General features: G+C 60.9%; 9 protein-coding genes and 2 tRNA genes. 8 read left to right on the top strand and 3 right to left on the bottom strand.

The window, feature by feature from the left end; all coding sequences use genetic code 11:
- Nucleotides 1-97: 97 nt before the first annotated feature.
- The 8 genes from CRD60_RS00275 to aroA all read left to right on the top strand — a co-directional run bounded on the left by CRD60_RS00275 (nt 98) and on the right by aroA (nt 9,073).
- A tRNA-Leu gene (locus CRD60_RS00275) sits at nt 98-171 on the top strand.
- Nucleotides 172-272: 101 nt separating this feature from the next.
- A complete protein-coding gene (locus tag CRD60_RS00270) occupies nt 273-1,061 on the top strand; it encodes an ANTAR domain-containing response regulator (protein ID WP_113859331.1) in 789 nt (262 codons plus the stop codon).
- Between the two features lie 7 nt (nt 1,062-1,068).
- Entirely contained in the window at nt 1,069-4,062 is a 2,994-nt protein-coding gene (polA, locus tag CRD60_RS00265) for a DNA polymerase I (protein ID WP_113859625.1), read from the top strand.
- A 102-nt stretch (nt 4,063-4,164) separates the two neighbouring features.
- Complete coding sequence (locus CRD60_RS00260) at nt 4,165-5,055, top strand: Nif3-like dinuclear metal center hexameric protein (protein ID WP_113859330.1); 891 nt, start codon at nt 4,165-4,167, stop codon at nt 5,053-5,055.
- A gap of 85 nt (nt 5,056-5,140) precedes the next feature.
- Entirely contained in the window at nt 5,141-5,629 is a 489-nt protein-coding gene (locus tag CRD60_RS00255) for a hypothetical protein (protein ID WP_113859329.1), read from the top strand.
- Between the two features lie 149 nt (nt 5,630-5,778).
- Nucleotides 5,779-5,855: transfer RNA gene (locus CRD60_RS00250), tRNA-Pro, on the top strand.
- Between the two features lie 308 nt (nt 5,856-6,163).
- Entirely contained in the window at nt 6,164-7,570 is a 1,407-nt protein-coding gene (locus tag CRD60_RS00245) for a hypothetical protein (RefSeq protein WP_113859328.1), read from the top strand.
- Nucleotides 7,571-7,693: 123 nt separating this feature from the next.
- Nucleotides 7,694-9,073, top strand: a complete 1,380-nt coding sequence (gene aroA / locus CRD60_RS00240; RefSeq protein WP_113859327.1) for a 3-phosphoshikimate 1-carboxyvinyltransferase — start codon at nt 7,694-7,696, stop codon at nt 9,071-9,073.
- 129 nt (nt 9,074-9,202) lie between these two features.
- Here the strand turns inward: aroA and CRD60_RS00235 are convergent, their stop codons facing one another.
- The 3 genes from CRD60_RS00235 to CRD60_RS00225 form a co-directional block, all read right to left on the bottom strand.
- Nucleotides 9,203-10,432 (bottom strand): acetate/propionate family kinase, encoded by a 1,230-nt coding sequence (locus CRD60_RS00235; protein WP_113859624.1) that lies wholly within the window; start codon nt 10,430-10,432, stop codon nt 9,203-9,205.
- A gap of 194 nt (nt 10,433-10,626) precedes the next feature.
- Nucleotides 10,627-12,306, bottom strand: a complete 1,680-nt coding sequence (gene pta, locus CRD60_RS00230) for a phosphate acetyltransferase (protein ID WP_113859326.1) — start codon at nt 12,304-12,306, stop codon at nt 10,627-10,629.
- 356 nt (nt 12,307-12,662) lie between these two features.
- Nucleotides 12,663-15,140 carry a phosphoketolase gene (locus tag CRD60_RS00225; RefSeq protein ID WP_113859325.1) on the bottom strand — a complete coding sequence of 826 codons (2,478 nt, stop codon included), beginning with the start codon at nt 15,138-15,140 and terminating at the stop codon, nt 12,663-12,665.
- Nucleotides 15,141-15,183: the final 43 nt, after the last annotated feature.

Below are 15,183 nucleotides of genomic sequence, written 5' to 3'. Positions count from 1 at the left end.
ACACACGGCCGGCGGCCTTGCGCTCCGTATGGATTATGGTAGATTGCTTGAGGCGGCCAGGAGTAAGAAGGGCCGTCTGATATAATTGAACATGTACGCCCTTGTATCCCAATTGGTAGAGGAAACAGCCTCAAAATCTGTGCAGTGTGGGTTCGAGTCCCACCAAGGGCACCTAAACCATCGACTATGGGCCACCGCTTGGTTTATTCTGGGCTTGACGGGTGGTCACTATTATACGTTGCACACCTTGATGAATGTGAAAGGGCTATGAAATGGTTGCTAACAAGGAAACCATGGAACCGGACGGACTGGGGGAGTCGGCAGTGAGCGAGCAGAAGATTGATGAGGCCATCGCCGCAGTGGATGAGGCTGCCAAGGGACAGGCCGAACCGGCGGCCGATCGCAAGCACACGGTGGTCGTGGCAGAGGATGAGTCGGTCAACCGCATGGACCTGGTGGCCATGCTGGAGGACAACGGCTACGAGGTGGTCGGTGAGGCCGCCAATGGTGAGGAGGCTGTGGAGCTGACCCGCAAGCTCAAGCCCGACGTGGTCTGCATGGATGTCAAGATGCCCCGTATGGATGGCATCACCGCTGCCGGCACCATCTGCGATGAGAACATCGCCCCCGTGGTCATGCTGACCGCCTACTCCCAGGAGGACCTGGTCAAGCAGGCCACCGGAGCCGGCGCCATGGCCTATGTGACCAAGCCCTATGAGGAATCCAAGCTGCTGCCCGCCCTCCAGGTGGCCATGGGCCGTTTCGCTGAGATCAACGACCTGCTCGATTCGGTCGAGACCGGCGAGACCCGCCTCAAGGTGACCGAGGATAAGCTCAAGGAAGCCGAGGAGAAGGCCAAGAAGGCCGAGGAGACCCTTGAGGAGCGCAAGCTGGTCGACCGGGCCAAGGGCCTGCTGATGGACAAGGCCGACTTCTCCGAACAGGGAGCCTTCCGTTGGATCCAGAAGACCTCCATGGACCAGAGGATTCCCAAGAAGCGCTTGGCTATGGCCATCATCGCCAAATACGATGAATCGCGTAGCGATGTCGACGGTGAGTGAGGATTTCATGGCCACGGTATCCGACAAGAAGCGTTCCCCAGGGACGCTTCTTGTCGTAGATGGGCACTCACTGGCCTTCCGAGCCTTCTTCGCCCTGCCGGTGGACAACTTCACCACCTCCAAGGGCCTGCCGACCAATGCCATCTGGGGCTTCACCAACATGCTCGCCCAGGTGGTCGAGAAGGAGGAGCCGGACCGTCTGGCTGTGGCCTTCGACATGGCCGGTGGCACCTTCCGCAACAAGATGCTGCCCGACTACAAGGGCACCCGCGACGCAGCACCCGAGGAGCTTCTAGCCCAGCTGCCGATCATCCAGGAACTCCTGGAAGCCATGGGTGTGACCTACATCGAGAAACCCGGCTACGAGGGTGACGACATCATCGGCACCCTGGCCAGCATGGGGCAGGAGGCCGGCTACAAGACCTTGGTCCTCTCCGGCGACCGTGACGCCTTCCAGCTCATTGACGACCATGTGACCGTGCTCTACCCCGGCCACCACTTCAAAGATCTCAAGCACATGGATGCCCAGGCCATCATCGACAAGTACAAGGTGGAGCCCTGGCAGTACCCCGACCTGGCTGCCATCCGTGGTGAGACCTCCGACAACATTCCCGGTGTACCGGGTGTGGGCGATGGTTATGCCGCCCGGTGGATCAACCAGTATGGCTCCCTTGAGTCCATACTTGAGCATGCCGACGAGATCCCCGGCAAGAAGGGCGAGGCCCTACGGGCCAACATCGACCAGGTCAGGCTCAACCGCAAGGTCAACGCCTTGGTAAGGGACCTGGACCTGGGTTGCGGCATCGACGACTTCAGCTTCCATGACTTCCACAAGGACAAGCTGGCCACCCTCTTCAAACAGCTGGAACTGGGTACCAGGACCAAGCAGCGGATCATGCGCGTCTTCGGCAAGACCCTGGGTCTGAGCTCCCTGCCGGCCGGTGAGGATGACGAGGAGGAGAGCGGGGAGAACTCCGTCTACCTCAACGATCCCGACAAGGTGGACATAGCCGATGTCAAGGCCATGCAATCCTGGGCCGACCAGACCATCAAGCCCCTCAAGGCGGCCCGCGACGCGGCTGACCAAGCCGCTGCCCAAGAGGAGGCCAGCCTATCAGCCGAAACCGACGGGGCTGAGGCAGCCCCAGTCCAGGGCGACCAGGTCAACAAAGACGCGGACAAGGGCAAGGACGGTGCCGATCCTGCATCCTCTGGCCACCAGCAGGCCCCAGCCGACCGCCGCAAGTACTGTGGCAAGGCACTGGACCATTCCTGGGTCCTACAGGCCGAGGGTTCCTCTAAACCCGGCAAGGCCCACCTGGACCGCGTGGTCCTACTGGCAAATGACCAGGTGGTCACCCTCGAAGCCCCCTTCGACCAGACCATCCTGGAACAGCTGCAATCCCTCCTTGACCAGTACCATGAGACCCTGGTGGTCCACGGTTACAAAGAACATCTGCACCTCATGGCCTCCGCCGGTTTGAGGATGTCCCAGCCCTTCTTCGACACCAAGTTGGCAGGCTACCTGGTCCACCCTGATTTCCACGCTGACAATCTGGAACAGGCGGCCAAACACTTCCTGCAGATTGCCATGAAGGAGGAGGGTGCCGTCACCCAGGGGCAGCTCGACCTGGACAGCACCGGTGACGAGCAGCTGGACCCCGAAACTGAGATTCGGATCAAGTCCATCCGTCACGCAGTCATCGTCCGGGCCCTCTCGCATAAGCTGGCACCCCTCCTGGACCAGCGGTTCCAATTCTCCCTGCTACATGACATGGAGCTGCCGGTGTCTAGGATCCTGTACACCATGGAGAACCATGGCGCCTGCGTGGACCTGCAACGGTTGACCGGCCTTCGTGACCAGTTCGCCGCCGAGGCGGCCCAGGCCCAGCAGATCGCCTGGGACAGCGCCGGGAACCTGGTCAACCTGCAGAGCCCCAAGCAGCTGCAGAAGGTGCTCTTCGAGGATATGCAGCTGCGTCCGACCAAGAAGACCAAGTCCGGCTCATACACGACCAATTCCGCAGCTCTCCAAGAGCTCTATCTCAAGACGACCGACAATGAGAAGGCCAGCAACTTCCTGGGGGCCCTCCTGAGGCATCGGGAGACAAACAAGCTCAAGCAGATCGTCCAATCTCTGATTGATACGGTCAATAAGGACGATGGCCGGATCCACACCACCTATGAGCAGACGGTGGCCGCCACCGGGCGTCTGAGCTCGGTCGACCCCAACCTCCAGAACATACCCAACCGCAATGCCGCCGGCAGGGAGATCCGCTCAGGTTTCGTCACAGGAGATGGGTATGAAGCCCTTCTCTCCTGTGACTACTCTCAGGTGGAATTGCGCATCATGGCCGACCTGTCCGGTGACGAGGCCCTGATTGAGGCCTTCAAGTCGGGTACGGACTTCCATAAGTACGTGGCCAGTCTGGTCTACGGGGTCCCGATCGATGAGATCAGCTCCGACCAGCGCAGCCACGTCAAGGCCATGAGCTACGGCCTGGCCTACGGGTTGAGCACATACGGCCTGGCCCAGCAGCTGAAGATCAGTCCGGCGGCGGCGGATGTCCTCAAGGACCAGTATTTCGCCACCTTCGGCAAGGTCCACACCTACCTGGAATCCTTGGTCACCAAGGCCAGGGAGGACGGATACACGGAGACCATCTTCGGCCGCCGCCGCTACTTCCCAGAACTCAGGTCGCAGAACCGCAACCGTAGGGACGCTGCGGAACGGGCCGCCCTAAACGCACCCATCCAGGGGTCGGCCGCCGACATCATGAAGCTGGCCATGATCAGGGCGGACAAGGCCCTGCGGGATGCTGGGGTCAACAGCCGAATCATCCTCCAGATCCATGATGAACTGGTGCTAGAGGTGGCGGCAGGTGAGGCTGAGCAGGCCAGCAAGCTGGTCAAGGACGCCATGGAACATGCCGTGGATCTGGCGGTGCCTCTGAACGTGTCCATCGGCATCGGCAAGGACTGGCAGTCGGCAGCCCACTGATGCCCTGGCCAGGTCCATCTGATTATGCTGTGGGGCAAGTCAGAGGGGCCTGATTCCTTCTGAGGCAATCAGTGAGTCCATGTAGTCAGATAAGGAGAGACCATGGCCGCATTGAAGAGGGTCATCGAGCTGGTGGAGACGCTGTATCCCTTGTCCTACGCCGAGGACTGGGACCACCCAGGCTTGGTTGTCGGCGACTTGGACCGGCAGGTCTCCACCATCGCCTTTGCCGTGGATCCCACGATGGAGGTCATCGACCAGGCTCTGGCCTGTCAGGCTGATCTGCTGATCTGCCACCACCCTCTGCTTTTCCGTTCGGTCCATGCCGTGTCAGGTCTCGATGTTCATGGAGCCATGGTCTCCAAGCTCTATCGTGGAGGTTGCGGACTATGGGTGGGTCACACCAACGCCGACGCATCCCATCGTGGTGTGGGCCAGGCCGCCGCTGACGCCTTTGGACTGGTGGACCAACGACCCCTTGTTCCCCTGCCGGGGCTTAGCCAGCAGGGCCAACCTGTCGGGTTGGGCAGGCTGGGCCGGTTGCCCCAGGCCTTGCCTCTTGCGGATTTCGCATCCAGGGTTGCCCAGGCCCTTCCCGCCAATCATATGGGTGTGCAGGTGGCCGGCGATCTGGAGGCCCCCGTCAGCACCGTGGTGGTGTTGCCAGGGTCCGGAGACTCCCTCTTCGATGAGGTCAGGTCCTGCGGTGCCGATGTGTATGTGACCAGCGACCTGCGCCATCATCCAGCCACCGATGCCATCGAGCAGGCCCGCTATGAGGCCAGCCTCAGGGAAGGGGGAGACGATGCAGGGTCACCGGCCCGCCCGGCCCTGATCAACACCCCCCACAGCGCCATCGAAGGCCTTTGGCTCTCCTATGCCATGGAGGATGTTCCCCAAGCGATTACGGCGGCCTGTGGAGAAGGTCCCGAAGTCATCCGCCTAGGTCTGAACACTGATCCCTGGGACCTCTCCATACCCTGCATTGGATAGGCTGTAAGGGTTTCTTTGGGAGCAAGTCGTCAGAACCCTGCTTCTGCTGCTGTTGACCTGCCTGTTCTGCATAGGTGGAACATACATGCTGTTTTCCAACAGCCGGCTGAGGACCTTGACCGGTTATCCACCCAATATGCTGACAGGTGGCCCAGGTGCGCTTCCTTTTCCTGATCTGATCATGGCCACCGGCATATTCCTCTGGGTGGTCCAGACCAAGCCCCATGAAAGCGGTGCGGTCGGGAGCTTTCTACAGCGTCTGGTACTGGCCGTGTCGCCTTCGGTCCTGGGTATCTATCTGATTCATGACAATCTCATGGTCAAATCTGTATTGTGGAATAGCTTCTACGTGGGTGCTCAAACAGACGGCCCTATGGCGAGGGACGTTCTGTGCATGGCCACTTTGGCAGCACTGTACATGCTCCTGCTCGTTGCCAGCTGCATCTTTCATGGGCTGGTGGTGGCGCCGGTAAACAGAGCTGTTGATACACTCCTCAATGCCGTATCTCAGCGATGGCGGAATTCTCATATGGAACCGACAGCGCCGACGGTTGAAAGCGGTCACCCGGCATAAGACGATAGATTGGTATTCTAGCCGTGCCAGCTCTCTTAACAGATGGTGTTTGGGTGTTGGGGTAGGTGGCATCGGGTCGGTTGAGTCCATACGTAGGTTATAATGACATATTGTGCCTGGTCTGCCTTTGAAGAGACGACGAGGGCATTCGGGATGTAGCGCAGCTTGGTAGCGCGCCTGCTTTGGGAGCAGGATGTCGCAGGTTCAAATCCTGTCATCCCGACCAGAAGCTCAGGAAACGAGCCATTTCTAGCCGGTTATCAATCAGCGTCGGTCTACGAGTGCTCTCCAGGGACACGATTACCGCAGACCTTCTGGCACACTCAGGGCCTTGATCATTTCCAAACGCTCCGGCCATGGGTGGCGGCTAGTGTAGACTGGCATTTGTTCCTGGCGGTGGGGGCTTGGAATAGGCAACCGAGACCAGCAGTGCTGTGAGGGCTTGGGATTTCGTGGGCAGTGTCACTAAGAGAGGGTAGGACATTGGGTTTGTTCCGGCGTAGGGGAGAGCTAGATGGGTTCAATGGAGGGCCGGTGCAGGTCCCCTTTGATGTAGAATCCTCTGACCAGCTTGGTGCGCAGGATGGGCCGTCAGACGATGACCATAGTGGCATCGGTGGCTTTGGTATGGGCAATGATGCCAGCAATGGGTTCGGCTATGGCAATGACGCCCAGGGTGGCTTCGACAAGGATAATGATGATGCAGTCCATGCGCAGACCCCGGATGCGTTTGCTGACAGAGACTACAACAGCGATTATGACAGCGACAATGAGTTCGACGACGACGAAGACGACTTTGATGATGAAGGAGCCTCGGTAACCCAGTGTGCTGGAGCCAATCCAGCGGCAGGGGAGGAGAACCTCATCTTTGGTAGCCGGAATCAGCAGTCGGGGCAGCTTCAACAAAAGCCCGACCCATGGCACGATAAGGCTGCCCACATCGAGCGGTCTCAGGGGGCTTATGCCGCCGACGTGGCAGGTCAGACCACTGTTTCAAGCAGTTTGGATTCGCCAGGGTCGAGGCAGGGTGCCGCCAGCTCCGGTCAAGGGGGCATCGCAGGGCATCGCAGGGGTCTACTCTGGGGCTTCCTGATTGCCGTGCTGGTCTTCGTCCTTGCCGTGGTCATGCCCTTATACGATAGTTTTCAGGACGCTGCCAGGCATCCTTTCGGGACCAGCAGCCGGTCGGCGGCCAAGTCCCATACCGGCTCGCAGCCATCGCGGATCCCCGAGGTTAACAAGGCCTACAAGGAGGTCAACCATATGATTGACCTGTCATTCAATGTCAGCAACACCTTCTCTGACCTCCAGGAGATCCAATACGGCAACAAGACCACCAAGAAGGGCAAGAGGGCCACCCCCGCCGACCTCAAGGACGCGGTAGCCAAGCTCCGTCAGTCCGTGCAGACCTTCAAGGGTCTGAAGGCCTATGGGAACAAGATGATCAGCGAGGCCTTCGCACCAGTCGAGTCCAAGCTGGACGCCTACATGACCTTCATGGATCAATATGCTGACATTCCACTGAACCTGGGCCAGATCAGGCGAAACTGTCTGGACTCTCCGATGGCCAGTTTTGAGGAGACCTCGGACTATGACCACTACCACAGCTACCTGTCCTCCTGTCAGGCCGGTCTTGATTCCCTGTCAACTTCTGAACTTCCCGAAATCAAGGCATATGTGAGGGACCAGGGTAAAGTGACCGCTAAGATGAATGGCTTGATCGACCAGATGAAAGCCCTGGGGACCTTTAAGTCAACCAGCTATGGGAGCGAGGCCTATACCAAGCTGCGCGATCTCTCCAGCAAGCTGGCGAAGGTCAGCCCCTTCGATGTCAGCACGAGTCCTCTCAACGCATTGGATGACCGGCAATTCGAGCTTGATCCCTATAAGTCGCTGAGTGACTTCTCCGATCATCTGCTCGACCTGTCCTTGCAGGATTGAGCATGTGCCCCATCATATCCTTGGAGTGGTAAGTCCTGGGCTGTGAGCCTGCCCTCCCAGGGAGGAGGGTGCGAAGCAGATGACCGGCAACTCATGTAGGAATCTTCGGATACCATACCAGGTATGACCAAGACAAGCCCTGCTGATTGCCCCCAATCTTCCCCGAAAGCCACCAGCCCCACGGGTGACCCCTGGCCTGCACCTCTGGCCTCAGGGCCGCTTCAGGCCAGGGTGGCGATACCGGGGAGCAAGTCCTTATCCAACCGATACCTGGTGCTGGCCGCCCTGGGTTCCAGGCCAGTACAGCTCGAGGGGCTCCTACGCTCCAGGGATACCGAGCTGATGATGGCCGCACTGGGCACCATGGGTGTGGTATTTCAGGAGGACCCGCAGGACCCAACCCTGGTCACGGTCCTTCCGCCCAAGAGTGGACGCTTCACTGGCGGGGTCACGATTGACTGCGGGCTGGCCGGCACGGTCATGCGCTTCCTGCCAGGTCTGGCCATGTTCGCTGATGGGCCTGTTAGCTTCGACGGTGACCGCCAGGCCTATGAACGCCCCATGCGGCCACTGCTGGATGGGCTGGACCAGTTGGGGGTTCGGGTGGATTACCAGGGGAGGGAAGGCCACCTGCCCTTCCGCCTGGAGGCTCCAGACGACAGGTCATGGCTGACTGATGGGCCGGCATCGGTCAGCATTGACTCCTCAAGCTCCTCCCAGTTCATCTCGGGCCTGCTCCTTATCGGGTCCCGTCTGCCCGGTGGGCTTCACCTGGTCCATAGCGGTGACAGGCTGCCATCCCTGCCCCACATCCGCATGACCATGGCCGACATCAAAGCTGCCGGAGGGTTAGTGACCATGGGTGAACATGGTTCCTGGGATGTTCGACCAAGCGCCCTCAACCTGCCTGACCGGGTGCTGGTGGAGCCCGACTTGTCGAATGCCGCGCCCTTCCTAGGTGCGGCCCTGATCGCCGGGGGATCGGTCTCGGTGCCACGCTGGCCCCAGCGGACCACCCAGCCAGGCGGCTTGCTGCCCGGCATTCTTCAAGCGATGGGTGCCCGAATTTCACGGTCCGATACCGGCGACCTGACCGTGACCGCCGAGGGCCAGATTCAGGGCTTGGGGACCTTCGACCTATCAGCAGCTGGGGAGATAGCACCCAGCATCGCGGCCCTGGCTGTCCTGGCTGAGGGCCCCAGCAGACTTGTGGGCATTGGTCATCTCAGGGGCCATGAGACCAATCGGCTGGCCGCCTTGGAGACCGAGATCACCCGTATCGGCGGCCAGGCCAAGGAGCTTGATGATGGTCTGGATATTGTGCCGGTAGACCGGGCTGCCCTGCATGGGGACCTGATGGAGACTTATGCAGACCATCGCATGGCCACCTTCGCGGCCATGCTGGGCCTGGCCATACCCGGCATCCGCATCAGCAACGTCGGCACCACCCGAAAGACCATTCCTGATTTCACCGGCATGTGGACCGCCATGCTGGGCCATTAGCCTTGGTCTGAACTCTGTTCCATGGACCTGCACCTATAGAGGAGGGGAGGAAGCGCTTGTGCACTTCCTCCCCTTGGCAGGACTCTGGCTACCGTTTCACCCCTCAGGGTGAATCAGGCTGAAAGATCCTCAGTGCTTGAACTCGTTGCCGTAGGAGTCCTTGCCTTCCTTGGCGATGGCCGCAGACTTGCGGGCGATGGCCAGTTCCTCGTTGGTGGGAACGATGGCGATGATGATTGAGCTGTCGGGCGTGGAGATGATCCGGGGCTCTTTGGAGCGGGTGTCGTTCTTCTCCATGTCGATCTTGACGCCGAAGGGTGCCAAGGCCTCGCAGACGCGACGACGGACGATCTCGTCGTTCTCGCCCACACCGGCGGTGAAGGTGATGACATCCACCCCGCCCATCTGGGCGGTGTAGTTGCCGATGTAGCCGACGATCCGGTGGATGTAGACATCCAGGGCCAGCTTGGCGTCCTCATTCCCCTCGGCAATCAGCCGGTGAATCTCCCGCATGTCGCCGAAGCCGGTCATACCCATCATGCCGGAGCGCTTGTTGAAGAGGTTGTCCAGTTCGTCCACGGACATGTGGGCGTTACGCATGAGGTGGAAGACCACCGCCGGGTCGATGTCCCCGGTACGGCTGCCCATCATCAGGCCCTCCAGAGGAGTCAGACCCATGGAGGTCTCCACGGGCTTGCCGGAGACCTGGGCCGAGGCGGAGGCGCCATTACCGATGTGCAGGACGATTTGCTTGAGGCCCACAGCGGGCTTGCCGATGAAGTCGGGAACCACGGAGCCGACATACTCGTGGGATGTGCCGTGGGCGCCGTAGCGGCGAATCTGGTACTGGTCCGCGATCTCCTTGTTCAGGGCGTAGGTGGAGGCGGCCTTGGGCAGCTGGAAGAAGAAGGAGGAGTCGAAGACGAAGACCTGGGGAACATCCGGCAGAAGGTGGCGCATGACCTCGGCGCCAGTGGCCTCGGGGCCGTTGTGCAGGGGCGCCAGGACAGCCAGGTCCTTGACCTTGCCGATGGTCTTGTCGTTGACCAGGGCCGGATTGGGGAAGATGGACCCACCCTGGACCACCCGGTGGCCAACAGCCACGATGTTGGACTCGTTCAGGTCGGGGCCATACTCCTTGAAAAGCTCCAGCACACGCTTGAGACCCTGCTCATGGTCGTGGATGGGCTCCTCGAGCTCATGCTTGCGACCCTGGTACTCGTGCTTGTAGTGACCGTCAATCGGTTCGCCGATCTTCTCGACCAGACCCGAGGCCAGTCCTTCGCCGGTCTCGAGATCGACCAGCTGATACTTGATCGAGCTGGAACCCGAATTAATGACAAGGACGGTATTCGCCATTGTGGCATCCTCCATGATTCTTGTGCGATCCGTGCTTTCCACACGGCTACCTCCATAGAGAATACTCGCCAGCGCTTACAAATTACCGGTCGAACTTTCGGGAAAGCAACAGGGCCGAGAGGGGCGGTCACCCCTCTCGGCCCTGTTGCCCCATATTCAACCCACCACTTCGTGTGCGACCAAATAGGCCAGGATTACTGGGCCTCGATGGCGGTCAGGGCCACCGTGTTGATGATGTCCTGGACCAGGGCGCCACGGGAGAGGTCGTTGACCGGCTTGTTCAGGCCCTGGAGGACGGGGCCGACGGCCAGGGCGCCCGAGGAGCGCTGAACTGCCTTGTAGCCGATGTTGCCGGCGGCAAGGCTGGGGAAAACGAAGACGTTGACGTGTCCGGCGACATCGTTGCCCTTGGCCTTGGTGGCGGCCACGGTGGGCGACCAGGCGGCGTCGAACTGGATGGAGCCGACGACCGGAAGTTCTGGGGCCTTATCGCCGACCAGCTTGGTGGCCTCCTCGACCAGTTCCACGTCCGGGCCCTTGCCGGAGCCCAGTGTTGAGTAGGAGAGCATGCCGACCTTGGGGTCCAGACCGAAGGAACGGGCGGTCTGGGCCGACTGGATGGCGATGTCGGCCAGCTGCTCGGCGGAGGGGTTGAGGTTGATGGCGCAGTCGGCGAAGACGGCCACATGGTCCTTGAAACACATGAGGAAGGCACCGGAGACCAGCGAGGCACCCGGCTTGGTCTTGATGACCTGGAGGGCCGGGCGGACCGTGTTGGCCGTCGAATTGACCGATCCGGAGACCAGGCCATCGGCCTTGCCCAGGACGACCAGCATGGTGCCGAAGTAGGAGGGGTCGGTCAGCTGCTGCCGGGCCTGTTCCTTGGTCATGCACTTCTTGGCCCTCAGCTCGCAGAGCTTGGCGACCATGGGGGCCAGGACTGTCTCGTCATCCATGGCCTGGTAGCTGGCCTTGCCCAGGGACTTGAGTCCCAGCTCCTTGCCACGGGCCAGGATGGACTCCTTGTTGCCGACGATGATCAGCTTGACGATGTCGCGCTCCAGCAGGTAGTCGGCCGCCTTGATGATCCGGTCCTCCTGGCCCTCGGGCAGAACGATGGTCTTTTTGTCTTCCTTGGCCTTGCCCAGGAGGCTGTACTGGAAGGCGTAGGGGGTGGTGGCGGGGGTGAAGGGTGCCTGGAGGGCCTCAAGAAGCTCCTCGCTGGGCACGTTCTGGCTGAAGGCCTGGTCGGCCTTGTCGGCGGCCTGTGGGTCATCTTCAGCAGGGAAGTCGACGGCGGGAATGGTCCAGACCGGCACGGGGGAGTCGGCCAGGGCCTGCTTGGCGTCGGCGGCCTTCTCGTCGGTGCAGCCGGTCACGAAGACACCCAGGACCTTGGATCCGGCAGCCTCCACATCCCGGGTGCAGGCCTCGACCGTCTGCTTGACCTGCTTGCCGTTGCGCCTCATGGTGCAGACCGCCAGGAGGACTGGAGCCTGGAGGTCTGCGGCGACCTGGGCGTTGAAGCTGAAGGATTCCGGGTCGAAGACCTGGGAGGCGTCGGAGCCGACGACGACCATGGATTCGGCTGGGCTGGCCTCGAGGGTCTCATGGTAGGCAGCCACAATGTCGCCTCGTGAACCCTCGTGGTCCTCACGGGCGTGGCAGGGGCAGACGCCACGGACATCGGACAGATCCTGCCCGGCTGATGAAGCGGACAGGAGGATGGACGTGAAGTCTTCCCTCTTGCAGGCTATGGGCCGGAAGACACCCGTGTTGCCCTTTCCGGCCAGGGCCCTGAGCACTCCATAGGCGACGACATTGCGGCCATTGCCGCCTTCGGGACTTGCAATATAGATGACTGTCTTGGTCACTGTCTACTCCTTCGTGCGTATCTCACGCACCTGTGCGTAAGGGCTCGGTTCGCTGAGTCCTTGACCATTCTATGCCATGGATCGGCGGCAGGTGAGTAGTAGTTTGCAGACTGCCTGTGGGCCACCCCTCTTCTCGTCAACGTTGGGTGGCAGGGCTGTATCGCTTGCGGTTCCCACGCGTACCACGCTAAAGGAATGCATCTGGTCGGTTGCCAGGCAGGTATGGATGAGGCCCTGGTGGACCGGAAGCCAAGGGCTGGAGGCATGGAAAAGGGGCGTCGGACCTTGTGGTTCCGACGCCCCTTGACGGGTTTCAGTCTGATCAGCTGATCAATGGCTTAGCCCTGCTGCCGGAGTTACTCGTTGTCGCCAGCGGTGGCAGCCGTGGCGGTAACTGCGCCCGCCTTGTTGGTGTTGACACCAGGCCAGATCCAATCCGTGTAATCCGGGTGGTCGTAGCCCTTGTCGACTGCGAACTGGAAGGCTTCGGAGCGGAAGGCCTCCAGCTTGTCGATGTCGGCGGCGTACTTGTCGGCATCAATCATGCGCAGGGCCTCAGCGGTCAGCTCGTAGCGATCGATGTCATTGACGCGAACCATGTCGTACGGCGTGGTGGTGGAACCCTGCTCCTTGTAACCGTGGACATTGAAGTTGTCGTGGTTGGGGCGGTCGTAGATCAGGCCACGCACGTCATGGGCGTAGGAGTGGTAGGCGAAGAGGACGGGCTTGTCGGTGGTGAAGAGCTCAGCGAACTCCTCATCGGACAGGGCCTCGTTGTTCTCCTTGGCGGACTGCAGCTTGATCAGATCCACCACGTTGACGACCTTGAACTTGATGCCCATGCCGTTGAGCTTGTCAGCGGCGGCCATCAGCTCCTGGGTCGGCACATCGCCAGCGGCGGCCAGAACAACCTGGACCTCATCGTTTGACTTGACGTTGGAGGCCCAATCCCATTCGGCGGCGCCCTTATCCAGCTCGGCGCGTGCCTCGTCCAGGGTCAGCCAGGATGCGGAGGGCTGCTTGCCCGCGATGATGGCGTTGATCTGGTTGGTGGACTTGTAGCAGCGCTCGGCGACCGCCAGGAGCATGTTGGAATCCACCGGGAAGTAGATGTTCACCACATGGTCGTTGTTGAAGGTCTTGTTGAGCAGCAGGGAGGTGACACCCGGATCCTGGTGGGAGAATCCGTTGTGGTCCTGACGCCAGACATGGGAGGAGACCAGGAGGTTCAGGGAGGAGATGGGCTTGCGCCAAGGAATCTCACGAACCGTGGCCTCGAGCCACTTGGCGTGCTGGTTGAGCATGGAGTCGATCACGTGCACGAAGGACTCATAGGAGCTCCAGATGCCGTGGCGACCGGTGAGGAGGTAGCCCTCCAGGAAGCCTTCCATCTGGTTCTCGGAGAGCTGCTCGGTGACCTGGCCGGTGACGGCCATGTGCTCGTCTACCTGGGAGGACAGGTAGCCGGCGTCCCACTGCTTGTTGGTGACCTCATAGGCGGCCTGGAGACGGTTGGAAGCGGTCTCGTCAGGTCCGAAGATGCGGAAGCTGTCCGGGTTCATCTTGATGATGTCACGGGTGTAGGAGCCGATGCGGCGAGTGGTCTCCAGCTGTCCCCAGCCGTGGCCGTATTCCTTGACTTCCTTGACCTCGTAGTCTTCCAGGTTGGGCAGCTTCAGGTCCTCGCGGATGCGTCCGCCGTTGGCGTTGGGGTTCTGGCCGATGCGCAGCTCACCCTCGGGCATGAAGGCCGTGACGTCGGGGCGCACGGCACCCTTGTCGTCGAAGAGCTCCTCGGGCTTGTAGGACTCCAGCCAGTTCTTGAGGACCTCGAAGTGGGCCTCGGTGTCGCGGGCGGAGGCCAGCGGCACCTGGTGGGAACGCCAGGAACCCTCGGTCTTCTTGCCGTCGATGAACTTGGGGCAGGTCCAGCCCTTGGGCGTGCGGAAGATGATCATCGGGTAGAAGGGGCGTTCCACATCGTTGGTCTGGGCCTTGGCCTTGATGTCGCAGATCTCATCGAAGACAGTCTCGAAGAGCTCGGCGAAACGACGGTGGATGGACATGTGGTCCTCATCGTCGAATCCGGCGACGAACTCGTAGGGCTCGTAGCCCATGCCACGGAAGAAGTCGTGGAGCTCCTCATCGGAGATTCGCGACAGGATGGTGGGGTTGGCGATCTTGTAGCCGTTCAGGTGCAGGATCGGCAGGACGATGCCGTCGGTGCGGGGGTTGACCAGCTTGTTGGACTGCCAGGAGGTGGCCAGGGCACCGGTCTCGGCCTCACCGTCACCCACGATGGCGGGAACGAAGAGGGAGGGGTTGTTCATCACGGCACCATAGGCGTGGGAGAGGGCGTAGCCCAGCTCGCCACCCTCGTGGATGGAACCGGGGGTCTCCGGGGCGAAGTGGGAGGGAATGCCGCCGGGGTAGGAGAACTGGCGGAAGAACTTCTGCAGACCCTGCTCGTCCTTGGTGATCTTGGGGAAGTACTCGGTGTAGGTGCCGTCGAGGTAGGCCTGGGAGGTGCCTGCGGGGCCACCGTGGCCGGGACCCATGATGAACACGGTGTTCTGCTGGTGGTCGGCGATCAGACGGTTGATGTGACCGATCAGGAAGTTCAGGCCGGGGGTGGTGCCCCAGTGGCCCACCAGGCGGTGCTTGACATCCTCACGGGTGAAGGGTTCCTTCATCAGGGGGTTGCTACGCAGATAAATCTGGCCGATGGACAGGTAGTTGGCGGCGCGCCAATACTTGTCGACGCCTTCAAGCGCTGCCTCGGAAACGGGAGCTTCAAGCTTCTTCCAAGGTGTGCCAATAACAGGACTCGTCATGTGTACTCCTGTACTCCTGCACGGGTTAGCGTGCAATTAGTTG

Source organism: Bifidobacterium aemilianum (genome assembly GCF_003315635.1).
Lineage (GTDB): Bacteria > Actinomycetota > Actinomycetes > Actinomycetales > Bifidobacteriaceae > Bifidobacterium > Bifidobacterium aemilianum.
This window is presented reverse-complemented; position numbering and strand designations above follow the sequence as displayed.